At 62.2% G+C, this 17424-nt stretch carries 10 protein-coding genes; all 10 read left to right on the top strand.

Annotation, left to right across the window (positions count from 1 at the left end; all coding sequences use genetic code 11):
- The first annotated feature begins 109 nt into the window (after positions 1–109).
- The 10 genes from P3T18_RS21750 (at position 110) to P3T18_RS21705 (ending at position 17417) form a co-directional block, all read left to right on the top strand.
- Positions 110–1609, top strand: a complete 1500-nt coding sequence (locus P3T18_RS21750; RefSeq protein WP_429302032.1) for an efflux transporter outer membrane subunit — start codon at positions 110–112, stop codon at positions 1607–1609.
- A 423-nt stretch (positions 1610–2032) separates the two neighbouring features.
- Positions 2033–7573 (top strand): trifunctional serine/threonine-protein kinase/ATP-binding protein/sensor histidine kinase, encoded by a 5541-nt coding sequence (locus P3T18_RS21745; protein WP_429302031.1) that lies wholly within the window; start codon positions 2033–2035, stop codon positions 7571–7573.
- Between the two features lie 411 nt (positions 7574–7984).
- The gene (locus P3T18_RS21740; protein WP_429302030.1) at positions 7985–9448 is read left to right on the top strand and encodes a mechanosensitive ion channel domain-containing protein; all 1464 of its coding nucleotides are present in this window, start codon (positions 7985–7987) and stop codon (positions 9446–9448) included.
- 239 nt (positions 9449–9687) lie between these two features.
- On the top strand, positions 9688–10485 hold the full coding sequence (locus P3T18_RS21735) for an IclR family transcriptional regulator (RefSeq protein ID WP_429302029.1): 798 nt from the start codon (positions 9688–9690) through the stop codon (positions 10483–10485).
- A gap of 57 nt (positions 10486–10542) precedes the next feature.
- Positions 10543–11853 (top strand): MFS transporter, encoded by a 1311-nt coding sequence (locus P3T18_RS21730; protein WP_429302028.1) that lies wholly within the window; start codon positions 10543–10545, stop codon positions 11851–11853.
- An 18-nt stretch (positions 11854–11871) separates the two neighbouring features.
- Positions 11872–12891, top strand: a complete 1020-nt coding sequence (locus tag P3T18_RS21725; protein WP_429302027.1) for a ketopantoate reductase family protein — start codon at positions 11872–11874, stop codon at positions 12889–12891.
- Positions 12888–13640: an SDR family NAD(P)-dependent oxidoreductase gene (locus tag P3T18_RS21720; RefSeq protein WP_429302026.1), complete on the top strand. Its 753-nt coding sequence runs from the start codon at positions 12888–12890 to the stop codon at positions 13638–13640. The genes P3T18_RS21725 and P3T18_RS21720 overlap by 4 nt, the downstream gene beginning before the upstream one ends.
- 62 nt (positions 13641–13702) lie before the next feature.
- On the top strand, positions 13703–14611 hold the full coding sequence (locus tag P3T18_RS21715) for a polysaccharide deacetylase family protein (protein ID WP_429302025.1): 909 nt from the start codon (positions 13703–13705) through the stop codon (positions 14609–14611).
- Between the two features lie 22 nt (positions 14612–14633).
- Positions 14634–16217 carry a gamma-glutamyltransferase gene (locus P3T18_RS21710; RefSeq protein ID WP_429302024.1) on the top strand — a complete coding sequence of 528 codons (1584 nt, stop codon included), beginning with the start codon at positions 14634–14636 and terminating at the stop codon, positions 16215–16217.
- Between the two features lie 66 nt (positions 16218–16283).
- Positions 16284–17417 (top strand): NADH:flavin oxidoreductase/NADH oxidase, encoded by a 1134-nt coding sequence (locus P3T18_RS21705; protein WP_429302023.1) that lies wholly within the window; start codon positions 16284–16286, stop codon positions 17415–17417.
- The last annotated feature ends 7 nt before the right edge of the window (positions 17418–17424 follow it).

Here is a 17424-nt window from a genome sequence, read left to right as displayed (position 1 = left end):
TCCCCGTTGGTTGCCGAAAGAGCTCCGGTACCGATCGCTGTACGATGAGCTGATTCCCAGGCTCAGGTGTTAGACCGCCTGCCGTCACGACAGCTGGAGCGACTGTGCCATGAAAACATCGGTTACGCGGCCGTTTCACGCTAACGGATGGTGGCGCATTGCATGGCTGGCGTCGGCACTTCTGACGGGCTGTATCAGCGGCGCGGGCATCAAACCCGAGGCTGCGTTCATCGATCCCGCCACCATCGAATCCGGCGCCGCCCTGCGCGCCGCGGCGGGCGACGCGAAGTGGCCGACGAGCGGGTGGTGGCAGGCGTGGAAGGACCCGCAACTCGACATGCTGATGACGCGTGCGGTAGCCGGAAGCCCCACGCTGGCGATCGTCCGCTCCCGCGTCACGGCGGCCATCTGGCAGGCTCGCGCGCTTCACGCGGACGAGCTTCCCAACGTGAACGGCTCGGCCGATCTCGCGCGCACACGTTTCCCGCGCTACGCGACGCCGTCGCCGCCGGGCGGCACGACCGTCTGGAACAATTCGGCTGCCATCACCCTCTCTTACGACCTCGATCTATGGGGTAAAAATCGCGCTATCGAGCAGGGCGCGCTGGACAATGTTCAGGCGTCCGTCGCGGACGCGCAATTCGCGAAGGTCGAATTGCAGGTGGCGGTGGCGCGAACTTACGCGGAGCTGGCGCTTCAGTCTTTGCTTCTCGACATCTACCAGTCGATCAACGAAGAAGAGCGCCGCAATATGGACATTGCGCGATCGCGCCGCAATGCCGGCATCAGTGCGGATATCGAAGCGAGTCAGGCGAAGGCGCAATACGAGGCCGGCGTGACCGACATTTTGCGCGCGCGTGCCAATATCGCGGTGGCCCGTCTGCAGATTGCCGATCTGGTGGGCGCAGGGCCGGGCTTTGGCGATACGCTGACACGTCCGTCGTTGCCGCTCGATGTCGGGATCGCTTTGCCGAGCGCCTTGCCGGCGGAGATTATCGGTCATCGTGCCGACGTGGTCGCGCAACGCTGGCGAGCGGCGCAGGCGGCGAAAAAAGTCGAGGCCGCGCATGCGGATTTCTACCCCAACATCAATCTGGTCGCTAGCGCGTCGCTCGCCTCGGTGACACCCTTCGGCGGCTTTCTGAACTTCCTGAATAGCGACGCCGTGGGTCATAGCGTCGGCCTCGCCGGTTCGCTGCCGATTTTCGACGCAGACCGGCGGCGCGGTAATTTCGGCGTGGCCACCGCCGAGTACGACGACGCGGTGCTCAGATATAACGAAACCGTGTTGTCCGCCATGCGCAGCGTCGCGCAAAACGTGACCGTGCTGCAATCGCTCGAAGCGCAGCAACGTTCCGCCGAAGCCGCCCTGAGCGACTCCAAACGTTCATACGATCTCGCCAATCGCGGCTATCGCGGCGGCATCACCGAATACATCGACGTGCTCGTGGTTCAGAAGGTCGCGCTGCAGCAGGAACGCGACCTTGCCCTGATCCGCGCCCAGCGCGTCGATGCGTGGGTCCTGCTCATGCGCGACCTCGGCGGCGGCGCGGACCTCGATGCATCGCCGACGGACGTGACATCGACCGAAGGCGCCCGCATCCACTGACGATCCGGTCGCCGCGCGACCGCGATGCGCCACCTGTCCACGGTTTCCTCCCGGCTCCGGCAAACGCTCGAACGTCCGCTTCCTGGAGTGTGCAGTTGCGCACCAAAGCGGCGCGACTCGTCTTTGGAACAGGCGTTTTTTCCCGCACCATCCCCGAAGCACTCAATTCGTGAAGATAGCTGCACCACAATGGTTGCGAAGCCTTTAAGGCCCATGTAACTTGACGGGTATGCTTGGAGCATTGTCGCCATCCCACGCATTGCCTGCGTTATTTGCCTGCATGGCGATCGTACGGACGACACACATCTGCCCCGATAGTCACGGTTCGTCCCGATCGGTTTCGAAAACCGGCGCCGAAGCTGACTGCCTCGATGCTTAACGCGCCGGATATCGTCTGGCAAGTATTTTTGAGGGAGTTGTCGTTTGAACCGGTTAAACCCCCCGTCGGATGACGCGGCGATCGAACTCCTCCAGGTTGCATGGGACGACGGACCGCACGCGATGTGGCGGGGGCGACGCCGAACCGATAGCGGCGCTTACGAACCGGTGCTCGTCCTGCGGCCTTCGGGCGCGTATCCGCGCGCCGAGATCATGGACCGCCTCTCGCACGAATACGGTCTCGCGAACATTCTGGAGCGCGCGGGCGCCTTGCGTCCGCTTCAACTCGTGCGCATGGACGGCGAGGCGATGCTGGTGCTCGAAGAGTGGGACGGCCAGCCGCTCGACGCTTTTCCGATGCCGTTCGATCAGGTGGTTTTCCTGCGCTTGGCCGTGGCCATCGCCTCGGCGCTCGGCAAAGTCCACGCGTCGGGACTGATTCACCGGAACCTCAATCCCAGCCATATTCTGGTGAGCGGTTCCGGTAGCGCTGTGCGCCTGACGGGTTTCGGCATTGCGTCGTCGCTGCAACGCGAACGGCAGTCGCCCGAGGCGCCGGAACTGATCGCCGGGACGCTGGCTTACATGGCGCCCGAGCAGACCGGCCGCATGAATCGTTCGATCGATTTGCGCAGCGACCTCTATTCGCTTGGCGTGGTTTTCTATCGCATGCTGACGGGCCAGTTGCCGTTCAAGGCAACCGATCCGATGGAACTGGTGCATTGTCATATCGCACGGCAGGCACTGCCGCCGAGGTCGCTCGTGCCGACGCTTGCGCCCGCCATCTCGGCGCTCGTCATGAAGCTGCTCGAGAAGACCGCCGAGGATCGTTATCAGACCGCCAGCGGTGTCGTGCACGATCTACGCCGTTGTCTCGCACAGTTCGATTCCAACGGCGATTTCGGCGACTTCGCTCTCGGTCAATACGACATCTCCGACCGCCTGCTGATACCCGAAAAGCTGTATGGCCGAAGTGCCGAACTCGGCATTCTGCTCGGCACGTTCGAGCGCGTCGTGAATGGCGAATCCGGCGGCCTCGTACTCGTCACCGGTTATTCGGGTGTCGGAAAGTCCGCCGTGGTCAACGAACTGCACAAGGTTCTGGTGCCGCGCGCCGGCTTCTTTCTGGCGGGTAAATTCGATCAGTACACGCGCGATATTCCGTACGCGACACTCGCGATGGCATTTCAGGCAGGTGTTCGTTCATTGCTCGCGAAGAGCGAGAGCGAACTGGCGGGCTGGCGCCACGCATTTCTCGAAGCACTCGGCGGCAACGGACGGCTCGTGGTCGAACTCGTTCCCGAACTGGCCACGGTGATCGGCGATCAACCGCCCGTTGCCGTGCTGTCGCCGCAAGATGCGCAGCGGCGTTTTCATCTCGTGTTTTGCCGCTTTATCTCCGTCTTCGCGCGCGCGGATCATCCGCTTGCCCTGTTTCTCGACGATCTGCAATGGCTCGACAGCGCGACGCTGGATTTTCTCGAAGATCTTTTCGTGCAGGGCGGATTGCCCCATCTGCTGGTAGTGGGCGCCTACCGGAACAACGAGGTGGACGCCGCGCATCCGTTGATGCGCACGCTGGAGACGATTCGCGCGTCCGACGTGCCCGTGCAGGAAATCGTGCTCGCGCCGCTTGCCAGCGAGCATCTCGAATCGCTGGTGTGCGATGCGCTGCATTGCCCCTTGTCCAAGGCGGTGCCGCTGGCTCGCATGCTGCATCAGAAAACCGGCGGCAATCCGTTTTTCGTCCTGCAGTTCTTTTCTTCTCTGGCCGACGAGGGCTTGCTCAAATTCGATCACGCCGCCGGCAGATGGTCGTGGGACATCAGCCGCATCCACGCCAAAGGCTATACGGAGAACGTAGTCGAGTTGATGCTCGGCAGGCTCGGCCGTTTGCCTGCCGAAACACAGGTTGCGCTGCAGCGCTTTGCCTGCATCGGCAATGCATCGACCTTCGCGCTTCTCGAAACGATCTGTGAGATGCCGCCGGAGTCTCTGCGGGAGGCTTTGTCACACGCGGTGCGAGCCGGCCTCGTGCTGGGTACGGGACAGAGCTATCGCTTTCTACACGATCGCGTGCAGGAAGCCGCTTACGCGCTCGTGCCGGAAAGCGCGCGCCCCGAGATGCATCTGCGTATCGCGCGGCTGCTGTTGTCGAAAACGCCGCTCGAGCAGCGCGACGAGGCTGTGTTCGACATCGTTGGTCAGTTCAATCGTGCCACCCATCTGATCGTCCAGCGTTCCGAGCGCGAGCAGGTTGCACAGTTGAATCTGATTGCCGGTAAGCGCGCGAAGTTTTCGGCCGCTTATACATCGGCGCTTGCCTATCTCACCGCCGGCCGTTCCCTGCTTTCGGACGACGACTGGACCAGCAATTACGATCTGATTTTCCCGCTCGAATCGCTACTGGCCGAATGCGAACTGCTGAACGGGAAAACCGCGCTGGCGGAGGCGCGCCTTGCAGATCTCGACCGGCGCGCGAGAAAGAACCAGCACGTTGCCATCGTTACGCGCCTGCGTATCACGCTCTATACGACCCTGGACCGCAGCGAGCGTGCTGTCGATATCGGCCTCGACTATCTGCGGCGCGGCGGCACGGATTGGCCTGCCCATCCCGATCTGCAAGCCGTGCAGGCCGAGTACTCGCGTACGGGCGCGCTATTGGGTGAGCGGCAGATCGAAGACCTGATCGGTCTTCCCCTGCTGAACGATCCCGATGTTCAGGATGTGCTCGACGTATTGACGGAAATCGTCACGCCGGCGTTTTTCACGGACCCGAATCTCTGCGCGCTCGTGCTGTGCCGGATGGTCAACCTCAGCCTCGAACACGGGAATTGCGACGCGTCCTGCTACGCCTATGTCTGGTTCGCGACCTATGCCGGCCCGCTGTTCGATCAATACGAGGTGGGTTACCGGTTTGGCCGTCTCGGCTACGCGCTCGTCGAACATCACCGCCTGACGCGCTTCAAAGCCAGGACGTACACGTCGTTTGGCAATATCGTCATACCGTGGGCAAGACATGTACTCGAAGGACGCGAGCCGATTCGCCGCGCTTTCGAAATCGCCAACCAGACCGGCGATCTTACGTATTCGCTCTACACCTGCTGCGATCTGATCCAGAACTTCATGTCGGCGGGCGATGCGCTCGGCGATGTGGAAATAGAAGTGGAGCGGGCAGTCGCCATTGCGGACCGGGTCCGGTTCGGTCTGGTCAGCGACATGTTGCGAACCTATCGCGGACTCGTGCGCACGCTGCGTGGATCGACGCCGCGATTCGGCAGCTTCGACGACGCGCAGTTCGACGAGGCGGAGTTCGAACTGCATCTGTCCAGTTCCTCCACGCTTGCATTGCCCGCCTTCGACTACTGGGCGAGAAAGCTGCAGGCGCGCTATCTGGCGAGCGAATTTGCCGAAGCGCTCGACGCGAAAGCGAAAGCTGCGAGTCTATTGTGGGTGGCGACGTCGCAGTTCGAGACGGCGGAATACCACTTCTACGGCGCGCTCAGTCACGCGGCGTGCTGGAACGACGCCGGTGCTGACGAGCGGCAATCGCACCGCGAAGCGCTTCTCCTTCACCGAAGGCAGTTGGATATCTGGGCCTCGCATTGTCCGGAAAATTTTGAAAATCGCGCGGCGCTCGTGAGCGCGGAAATAGCGCGAATCGAAGGCGATATCGCAGAAGCGGAGCGGCTTTACGATCTCGCGATCCGTTCGTCGCGTATGAATGGTTTCGTGCACAACGAGGGCATTGCCTGCGAAGCCGCCGCGCGATATTACGCGGGGCGGGAACTGACTGAAATAGCGGAGATGTACCGCGCCAACGCTCGCCATGCATTTTTGCGCTGGGGCGCAAAAGGGAAGGTCCGGCAAATGGACGACCTTTTTCCGCAGCTTTCCCGGCAAGGCGAAGGGCAGGTGGCAGGAAGCAGTATCGACGCCTCGGTCGAACATCTGGACCTGGCCACGGTGCTCAAGGTGTCGCAGGCGATATCGAGAGAAATCGTGCTCGACGACCTGGTGCGCACGCTCATGCGCACGGCTATCGAGCACGCGGGCGCCGAGCGCGGCGTGCTGATAGCCGGCAACGACACCGGCTTGTGGATCGAAGCCGAAGCGGCAACCGTGGCGGGTCTGCTCACGGTCAGTCTGGAGCGAGGCACCGTTCTGCAAGCGGACCGCATGCCGGTGTCGTTGATCCAGTATGTACATCGCACGGGCGAGAACGTCATTCTGAACGGCTCGTCGCAGCGAAACGAGTTTCGCGACGACCCGTATCTCCGCAAACATCGTATGTCGTCGCTGGCTTGCATGCCGCTATTGCTGCAGGACAAACCGATTGCCCTGCTTTACCTGGAAAACAGCCTGGCGTCTCATGTCTTTACGGCGAGCAGGGTGGCGGTGCTGAAACTGCTGGCGTCGCAGGCGGCGATTGCGCTGGAGAATTCGCGTCTGTATCGCGACCTGGCAGAACGGGAGGCGAGAATCCGCCGGCTCGTGGACGCCAACATCGTTGGCGTGTTCATCTGGGATCTGCGTGGTCCGATCTACGAAGCGAATGACGCCTTCCTGCGCATCATCGGCTACAGCCGCGCCGATCTGGCGGCCGGCAGAGTGAACTGCATGCAGCTGACGCCCGAGGAGTGGCACGATCAGGATGTTCAGGCAATTGCCGAATTGCGCAGAACCGGTGTCGTCCAGCCGTTCGAGAAAGAATACATTCGCGCTGATGGAAGCCGCGTCGCCGTGCTGTTGGGCGCGGCGCTTTTCGGCAGCGCCGAAGATCAGATTGTGGCTTTCGTGGTCGATCTCACCGAACGCAAGCAGGCAGAAGCGAACGCGAGAGAAAACGAGCGGCGTTTCCACGAGATCGAAATCGAGCTGACACATGCAAACCGTATTGCGACGCTCGGCCAGCTCACGGCCTCCATCAGCCATGAGATCAGGCAGCCTGTTGCGTCTGCCGTGTTCAATGCGCAGGCGGCCACGCACTGGCTGGACGCCCAGCCGCCGAATCTCGAAGAAGTACGCGCGGCGCTAGCGCGGGTGGTCAACAACGGCACGCGCGCAAACGACGTGATCCGCCGGATACGCGCACTGGTGAAGAAAACGCCTGCACGGCGTGAACGGCTGGTGGTCAACGAGGTGATTCGCGAAGTCATCGAACTCGCGCGAAGCGAAGCGTCGAAGCATCAGGTCTCGATCGGTACGGACTTCCAGATGAGTTTGCCCGATATTCAGGGCGATCGCGTTCAATTGCAGCAGGTCATCATGAACCTCATGGTCAATGCCATGGAAGCGATGGATACGTCTCCGCAAAACGAACGCAAGCTGAAAATCGCCACGGCCTTGCAGGGCGAAGATCAGATACGTATCACGATCAGCGACACCGGGCCGGGCATCGCCGCCGCCGATATTGCGCGGCTATTCGAGCCGTTTTACACCACCAAGGCCATGGGCATGGGGATGGGGCTGTCGATTTGCCGCTCGATTGTCGAATCGCACGGCGGCACATTGCGGGTTTTTTCAAATGAACCGCACGGCGCGGTATTTCAGTTCGAACTGAACATCCGCGAGGGCGACGGTTGAGTCGCGATTGGGTTTGTGCAGAGCTTCGGCATACCGACGTATAGCATTGTTATCCGCCCTCAATTTCCTGATATGCCACAGTAGAATTGAGGTGGTCTGCTATGCTGACTACGCTGTTCAGTAGGGCGACTGTTTTGCTGCTTCACCACTGTGGCGTACTGCAGCGGCGCCGTCCTTAACTGAAGAGGATGCCGCCATGAAGAACGAACTGCATAACTGGATTATTCTGTGCAGCAATGCCTATGTTGAATACACTTTTGTGTCGTGGCTGAATAAAAGCGTTTATCGGCGTACCGTCGACTATCGGCAAGTCTGCCTGCAATAGAGCCTGATTCGCGCGGTTGCTCCGCGCAGTCGCATGAGCGTATTGTCGGCGTTAATCCGTTTGTTCCACACCGCATCGGAGTCAGCGTGAACAATCCGCTTATTTTCGGATTTGCGTTGGTCGCATGTGATGTACTGGTTTGGCGTTGCGCAGTGCCTAAAAACGAGGTCGCGCGATTGCTCGTGAGGCTCGGCCTCTATGCGGGCTTTAGCGCGATTCTGTTTGCTTCGGGGTTGAGTCCGTTTTCACAGGCGCCGTACCCGGATTCCCGGGCTTTGCACCTGTTGGGTCAGGTTCTCGAAATCATCTGGTGGCTCACGGGCGCGCGTCTGCTGAGCAAGGTACTCGATACGCTGCTGTTGCCGAAAACATGGCGGCGCCAGCGTCTTTTCGAAGACGTGTTCGGTGCCCTAGTGTTTCTCGCCGCCACGGTCGCGTCGCTCGGCTTCGTGCTCGAACTGCCCATACGCGGTCTCGTCGCAACGTCGGGCGCACTCGCCATCGTTCTCGGTCTCGCCATTCAAAGTACTCTGAGCGACGTATTCGCGGGCATCGTCATCAATTCGACCGAGCCTTATGAAGTCGGCAACTGGGTTTCGATCGACGGTGTGGAAGGCAAGGTTCTCGAAATGAACTGGCGCGCGACGAACCTGCTGACGTCGCGCGGCGATGTCGTCATCGTTCCCAACGCCGTTGCGGCCAAGGCCAAGATTACAAACAGCAGCCGGCCGGCCGCGCTGCACGGTGTCAGCGTCACGCTGGAAATCTCGCCGGAAGTCCGGCCGAAGGTCGTACTCGAAGCACTGAACCGCGCGCTGGAAAACGTGCGTACTGTGCTGGCGGACCCGGCTTCGTATGCCATCGTGAAAAGCATCGGCGCCCAATCGGTCAAATACGAGGCGACGGCTTATGTCGACGACATGAGCAAAAAGCTCGCGCTCACCAACGATCTGTACGATCTCTGCTATCGGCATCTGGACGCAGCAGGCGTGGAACTGAGACCGCTCGGCGAACCCTACATGACGAGAACGCCAAGCCCCGTCGGTACCACGTCAATCAGACTCTTGCGGCGAGTGGATCTGTTCGCGCCGCTCGCGCTCGATGAGATCGAAGAACTTGCGCCGAGACTCACCCGTCACGAATACGATCCGGGCCAGGTCCTGATCGCGCCGGATACCGTGCCGGACAGCCTGACCATCGTCGATTCCGGCGTCCTCTCCGTCGTGACGAACGACGAGTCTTATCCGATCGAAGTTGGGCGGATCGGTCCGGGCGAAACGATCGGCGAAGCAGGGCTGCTCGCCGGTTTGCCTGCGCGGGTCAAGATCACGACCCTGACTCACACGGTGGTGTATCAACTGAAGGCGCAGGATCTCACCGGAGTCCTGAAGAAAAATCCGGATGTCGCCAAACTGATGTGCCGTTTGATGTCGCGTCGTCAGCAGACACTAGACAAGGTCGCCGCACCGACTCACGTCGCAGAGTCGGAACAGTCGTTCTTCGAATGGCTGATGGACGGTGTGCGCAAACTGCACGACATCAAGTTCTGAATGGCCGGTCGCAATTGCGGCCGCGCACCGCCGGCTTGATTCAAAGTTTGAATCGCCTGGCAATTCCCCGCCGTCCTCTTCAGGCTCCCCGAGCCGTTCGTCTTCCTAATCCGAACCCATCGCGCCGCTCGCCGTCGACCTCAGGCGAGCACGGGCATTCCTCCAGGGTTTTCCCGCACTTGTCTCTCCTATTTTGATTGTAAAGAATAGATTCATAAATCTGAATGAGGTTCATATATATGAACGACGCAGTACGATCAGCCGCACGGGTCCTCGATCTATTGGAGTTTTTCGCGGCGACGGAGCAGGGCGTGGCGCTCACGACCATCTCGACCATGTTCGCCATGCCCAAGAGCAGCACGCTTGCGTTGCTGCGTACGCTGCTTTCGCGCGGCTACATCGAACGCGACGATCACAGCCTCTACCGCCTGAATCCGACGTTCCGCAGCAGCGGCTTCGGCTGGAACGGCGATCTCGCCGCGCGTCTGACCGCGCTCATCAAGCCGGCCATGGACGACCTCGCACTCGAGGTGGGTGAGACCGTGATTCTCAGTGTGCTGACCGACGACGGGCTCGTGCAGCCGGTCGCCAAGTCGCTGGCGCAGGCCGTGGTCCGGTACGACCTGGAACTCGGCCAGTCGCATCCGGCGTATTGCTCGGCCATGGGGCGCGCGATGCTGGCAGGCTTGCCGCGCGAACGCCGTGACGAAATTCTCGCCAGTGCGCCGCTCGAACAGCGCACGCCGTACACGGTTTATCAACTGGACGCGGTGCAGGCCAAAATCGATCAGGCCGCGGAAGAGGGCTATGCCGTCGTCGAAGAAGAGTTCGTACTGGACGGCGTCGGTATCGCGATGCCCATCTGCGACGCCGCAGGAAAACCCATTGCCGCGCTGGACGTGGGCTGCGTAGCGAGCCGCTATGCCGCCAAGCGCGACGACATCATTGCCGCGATGGCGGCGTGCATCGAGAGCCTGCCGCTGCCCTTCAGGGCGCTCACGTCGACGCGCGGTGCGTCCTCGCGCGAGCCCGTGTAATCCACTTTGTCGCCGACATGGTCACACGGCCATGTCTTTCAACCGGACCACTTCATCATGACCCAGGCTGATACCCAGCAGACCCCCGCGTCGTTCGCGATCGAGGCACCGCGTGGGCATTCCACGCGCCAGCAGTTGATGGCCGCCATGATCGGCAACGTGCTCGAATACTACGACTTCATCGTCTACGCGTTTCTTGCCGGCACGCTCGCGCGCAACTTCTTTCAGGGCGACAAATACGGCGGTTTGCTGGCGAGTTTCGCGGCATTCGGCGTGGGCTTTCTCGCGCGGCCGGTGGGCGGCGCGATCATCGGACGCATCGCCGATCTGCATGGCCGCCGTGCCGCGCTGCTGATCACGATCTTCGGTATGGCGGTCGGCACGGCAGGCATCGGCCTTCTGCCCACCTTCGCCACCGCCGGCATGCTGGCGCCGGTTCTGCTGGTCGCGCTGCGGCTCATTCAGGGTCTCGCCGCGGGCGGCGAGTGGGGCAGCGCGACGTCGTTCATCGTCGAGTCGGCGCCGCCGGGCAAACGCGGTTTCTACGGCGGTATGGGACAAGCCTCGATTGCGGCTTCGTCGCTGGCAAGCAGTGTGGTGGCGACGATCATCAGCGCATCGTTCTCCGCCGAGCAACTCGATGCCTGGGCTTGGCGCTTGCCGTTCCTGTTCGGCGGCATCCTGTTGCCGATCGGCCTCTACATGCGCCGCAATATCGTCGAGACGCCCGCTTTCACGCAGACGCAGGCGAATCTGGACAAGCTCGAACGCACGAGCACGGCCGCGGCGCTCGGCATGATGAGCAAAGCCTTCGGTTTTACGATTATCTGGACCGTTTCGTACTACGTAATGTTGAGCTATATGCCGACGTTCCTGAGCAAGTATGCCGGCCTCACGACCACTCAGGCGCTCACGTCGAATTCGATCGCACTTGCAGTGCTGGTGGCCGCCACGCCATTCTTCGGCGCGCTCTCCGATCGTATTGGACGCAAGCCGCTTCTGCTCGGCTGCTGCGTCGGCTTTCTGGTGTTCTCGTACATGCTGTTCCGCGTCATTCTCGGCGGAGCCAGTTTCGGCGGCATTCTCGCCACGCAGATTTTCTTCAATCTGTTTATCGCGGCGTTTTCCGGCGCGGGTCCTTCGGCACTGTGCGAACTCTTTCCGACTCACGGTCGTACCACGTTGATGTCGATCGGCTACAGCCTCTCGACAGCCATCTTCGGCGGCTTCGCACCGTTCATTTCGACGTGGCTCATCGGCGCGACGGGGTCGCCGATTGCACCGGCGTTCTATCTCACCGCGGCTGCCGTCGTGTCCGGGATCGTCATTTCAACTTTCCGCGAAACCGCTCGCGAGCGGCTTCGCTAACGTAGAGAGAAGAAGTCCATGAATCAGGGAATATTAGTCTGGGGCGCGGGCGCCATCGGTGGAACCATCGGTGCGTATCTGGTTCGCGCTGGCCATGACGTCACGTTCGTCGATATCGATCGTCAGCATGTCGAGGCGATTCGCGATCCGTCGCGCGGTTTGAAGATCACCGGACCGGTGGATCAGTTCACCGTCAGAGCCCCGGCATTTTTGCCGGAAGAAGTGGAAGGCAAGTGGTCCTGCATCTTCCTCGCGGTCAAGGCGCATCACACGGCCGACGCCTGCGAGGCGCTGCTGCCGCATCTCGCCGCCGACGGCTACGTGCTGTCGTTGCAGAACGGCCTGTGCGAGAAAGTTATCGCCGAGAAAGTGGGCACGGTGCGCACCGTGGGGGCGTTCGTCAATTTCGGGGCCGACTGGATCGAGCCCGGCGAGATTCATTACGGCAATCGTGGCGCGGTGGTGGTCGGCGAAATAGACGGTGCGAATACGCTGCGCGTGCGGGCGTTGCACGAAAAGCTGAAGGTGTTCGAGCCGGACGCGATCCTGACCGACGAAATCTTCTCCTACCTGTGGGGCAAGCTCGCGTACGGGTCGCTGCTATTCGCGCAGGCAGTGGGTCAGCTGGGTATTGCAGATTGTCTGGATCGCCCGGAACTGCTGCCGCTCTGGCGCGACATGGCGGGCGAAGTATTGCGCGTCGCCAGCGCCGAGGGCGTCAGGCCGCGTGGCTTCAACGGCTTCGATCCGGCGGCCTTCGTGCCCGGCGCGAGCGAAGCGGCGGCGCGTGAAAGCGTCGCCGCGATGGTCGCGTTCAACCGTCCGAATGCCAAGACGCATTCGGGCGTGTGGCGTGACCTGGCCGTGCGCAAACGCCGTACTGAAGTGGACATGCAGATCAAACCCGTCGCGGATACGGGCCGCAGGCATGGCATTGCCTGCACGAAGCTGGAGGCGCTGGTGCGCACGATCAACGAGATCGAAGACGGCAAGCGCGCTCTTTCCGACCACAACCTCAACGAACTGCTGAACGCATGAACATTTCATTCGAAGGACAGGTCGTCGCCGTCACGGGCGCGGCGATCGGATTTGGACGCTCGATCGTCACGACATTCGCGTCGCTCGGCGCGCGTGTTTTCGCCTGCGATATTCGCGGCGAAGAACTGGCGACGCTGGCAGCACCAAACGTCGATACGCAGGTCGTCGATCTGACCGATCGCGCGGCGGCGGCGGACTGGATCAGGCACATCGAAACGCAAAGCGGCCAGGCCATCGACGTGCTCGTGAACAACGCGGGCGGCGTGGCCGGGCAGGCGCCGCGGCCGATCGAAGAAGTGAGCGACGAGCAGTGGGACCGCGTCATTGAAATCAATCTCGGCACCACGTTCTCGCTGAGCCGCGCAGCGGCGCCCGGCATGAAGCGCGCGGGCCGCGGCGCGATCGTCAACATCAGTTCGGGCGCCGCGCTGCAGGCATCGCTGACGGGCGTACAGGCCTACTGCTCGGCCAAGCACGCCGTACTAGGGTTGACCCGTCAACTCGCGCATGAACTCGGTCCGCACGGCATTCGCGTGAATTCGGTTGCGCCGGGCTTCGTGCGCACCAACGAAGCCACCGAGAAGCAGTGGGCGGCGATGGGCGAAACGCGCCAGCGCACTTTGCTCGACGGCATTGCTTTGCGGCGCTTCGGTACGCCCGAGGACATCACGCGCGCAGTGATCTTCTTCGCTTCCGACCTGGCCGGCTTCGTGAATGGCCAGATTCTTTCCGTGGACGGTGGCCGCTGAGCGGCCAGTGTTTTGCGACGCCTGCGAGAAGCAGGCTCCGTCAACCGTAAAAGGACTTCGACATGACTCTACCCAATACTCCGGATCAAAAACTCGAACCCTGGCAATGGCCGGAAGACACGTGGCGCAAGATGGTCAATCGCGCCCGTGCGGGACGCGCGCTCAAACCGCAGCGCTGGCCGGCGGACGCGCGCTGCGCTGTCGCGCTTTCTTTCGACAGCGACCACGAGACGAACGAGTTGCGCGACGGCGGCAAGTCGATCAGCCGTCTGAGCTGGGGGCAGTTCGGCGCACGCGTGGGCATGCCGCGCCTGCTGGAACTGCTCGGCCGTCACGGCGTCAAGGCGAGCTTCTACGTGCCGGCGGTGGCGGCGCTTCTGCATGAGGACGAGCAACGGCGCGTGATCGAAGAAGGGCACGAGATCGGCATTCACGGCTGGATTCACGAATTGAATTCGGTGCTGCCGTATGAAGTCGAGCGTGATCTGATGCTGCGTTCCGCCGACACGCTCGAAAAGATAACCGGCGTGCGTCCAATCGGCATGCGAACGCCTTCGTGGGATTTCAGCCCTCATACGCTGAGAATCGCGAAGGAAATGGGCCTGCTCTACGATTCTTCGCTGATGGCCGACGAAGACTGCTACGAGTTGCTGCTCGACGGCGAACCGACCGGCGTGGTGGAACTTCCAGTGGAATGGGTTCGCGACGACGCGGTCTATTTCAGCATGCACCGCTTCCAGTCGCTGCGTCCTTATACGCCACCCACCGACGTCTTCGAGATTTTCCGTCGCGAATTCGACTATGCGTACGAGCACGGCGGCCTGTTCCAGTTGACCATGCACCCGCACATCATCACGGCGCGCTCGCGTATCTGGATTCTCGAAGAACTGATCCGCTACATGGAAACCAAAGACGTCTGGTTCGCCACGCACGCGGAAGTCGCGGCGTACGCGAAGAAGCACGCCGTTTGACCACGGCATGCGGGGTGACGACATGAATCAATGGCAACCGCTAACCCATCCGGTTCATCACTGGACCGTGAGAAAGCCCGCGGCGGAGTCCACGCGTGGGGTCGTCGTATCGCAGGCATACGACGCTTCCGCGGCCGGTGTGGCCGTGCTGGACGCGGGCGGCAATGCAGTCGATGCGGCGGTGGCCGTGGCGTTTGCCTTGTCGGTGGTCGAGCCGTGGAACTCGGGCCTGGGCGGAATCGGATTCGCGCTTCATCACGCGCACGACCGGAAAGCGGCGACGTCCATCCACTTTGGACCCGTCGCGCCGCGCAGGTTGCGTCCGGAGATGTTCCCGCTCACGGGCCGGCCGGGCACCGAACTGTTTCGGTGGCCGCAGGTTCAGGACGACATGAATGCGCATGGCCCGCTGTCGTTCTGCCTGCCGACGGCCGTGGCCGGTTACGGCAGCATGCTCGAACGCTGGGGCACCATGCCGCTTGCCGAAGTGATGCAGCCCGCGCTGGCGCTCGCCAGACGCGGTCTCACGACGGACTGGTTTACTACACTCATGCTGGCGCAAGCGGCGCCCGTGATGCGACGTTACGCCGAGTCGGCCCGCATTTTCCTGCGCGACGGCTTGCCGCCCATTCCGCCGTATCAGGGCACGCCGGACTTCATGCCGCTCGGCCGGTTGTCCGACACGCTGGAACAGATCGCTCATGCGGGCTGGCGCGATTTCTATCGCGGCGACCTGGCCAGGACGATCGTAGAGGACATCGAAAAACTCGGCGGTGTGATTGGCCGCGAGGAGATGGCGGAATACGAAATCGACACGGCCGACGCGCTGCCCGTGCAATGGGGCGATTCGACGATTCAACTGTCGGCGGGACTGAACGCGGGCTCGACGCTCGCCGATGTGCTTGCCATGTTGCCGCCGCCCGCACTACGCGGCGGTGCGGGCGAACCGTCGGCGCAGTGGTATGCGGACATCGCGAAAGCACTCAAAGCCGCTTACCGGAAGCGGCTCGACGAAGGCGAGGATCCGCACGCCGAAAAGGGTTGCACCACGCACATCAACGTCTGCGATGCAAATGGGTCGATGGTGGCGCTGACAACCACTTTGCTTTCCTCGATGGGAAGCCGCGTGGTGCTGCCGTCCACCGGGTTCATCATGAATAACGGTGTCATGTGGTTCGATCCGCGGCCGGGGACATCCAACAGTATTGCCGGCGGCGCGCGGGCGCTTTCCAACATGTGCCCGGCCATCGTCTCGCGCAACGGCCGGCCTGTGATGGTGGGCGGCGCCGCGGGCGGCCGCCGGATCATGGCCGCGATTGCGCAGTTGCTGCTCGTCGTTCACGACTTCGGCATGGACGTGGAAAAAGCGGCGCACTGGCCTCGAATCGACGTATCGAGTCCGGACAAAGTGAGCGCGGACCGCCGCTTGCCGTCCGAGGTGATCGCTGCGCTGAAGGCGCTCGGCGAATGCGATGTCGTGGATCACAGCGTCCTGCCGATCAACTTCGCGCGTCCCGGCATCATCGAACGTTTCGACGGTGTGACGGCCCGCGGCGTGAGCGACGCCTTGTCGCCCTGGTCCGCCGCATTGGGTTCGCTCAATTGACGTGCTGCGCGCGGTCGCGCGCACAGCAAGTCGTTAAATCACGTTTTACGCAACATAGGATATGGAATGACGAGTCTTCTTTTTTCCCCATTGCAGATCGGCCAGGTCAACCTGGAAAATCGGATCGTAGTGGCGCCGATGTGCCAGTACAGCGCCAATGACGGCTGTGCCGGCGACTGGCATGTGATGAACCTCATGCAGCTCGCTATCTCAGGCGCAGGTCTGATCATGCTGGAAGCCACGGCGATCGAACGCCACGCGCGAATCACTCACGGCTGTCTCGGCCTTTACAGCGACGAGAACGAAGCCGCGCTCGCGCGCGTTATGGCGTCGGCACGTACGGTCGCCGCGCCGGGCACGCGTTGGGGTATTCAGCTGGGTCACGCGGGGCGCAAGGGTTCCGCGCAGCGTCCGTGGGAAGGTCGCGGTGCGCTGGAGAGTCACGAAGACCCGTGGCAAACGGAAGCGCCTTCCGCGATTCCGTTTGTCGACGGATGGCATACGCCGCGTGCGATGAGCCAGGACGACGTGCTGCGCGTGCGTGATGCGTTCGTAGCGGCGGCGCGTCGCGCAGCGCGCCTGGGTTTCGATGTCGTGGAGATTCACGCGGCTCACGGCTATCTGCTGCACCAGTTCCTCTCGCCGATCTCGAATCAGCGCGACGACGAATACGGCGGCAGTCTCGAGAACCGCATGCGTCTTCCTCTCGAAGTGGCCAGGCTGGTGCGCGAGGCGTTGCCGGACACCGTTGCACTCGGCTTTCGCGTCACCGGCACGGACTGGCGCCCGGACGGCATCACCACTGAAGAAGCCATTGTGTTCACGCAGGCGCTCAAGGCGCTGGGCGTCGAGTATGCCTGCGTCACATCGGGCGCGCTGGCTCCCGCAACCATTCCGGTCGAGCCGGGTTATCAGGTGCATCTGGCGGCCGAGGTGAAAAAGCGCACGGGCATCGTCACGCGTGCGGTGGGTCTGATTGCAGAAGCGCAGCAGGCCGAGACCATTCTGGCCGATGGACTGGCCGACTGCGTGGCCCTGGGCCGCGCTTTTATCGACGATCCGCGCTGGCCGTGGCACGCGGCCGAACAGTTGGGCGACCTCGACCGGATTCGCTATCCGGGCCAGTACGAACGCGGCAGCGTACGCCTCTGGCCGGGCGCCGCCATGTTTCGCCCTAACGCTGAAGCCTTGGCGGACTAAGCGCGCG

The organism is Paraburkholderia sp. GAS199 (assembly GCF_050436585.1).
GTDB lineage: Bacteria > Pseudomonadota > Gammaproteobacteria > Burkholderiales > Burkholderiaceae > Paraburkholderia.
Note: the sequence above shows the minus strand (reverse complement) of the source record. Positions and strands in the feature narration are given on the sequence as shown.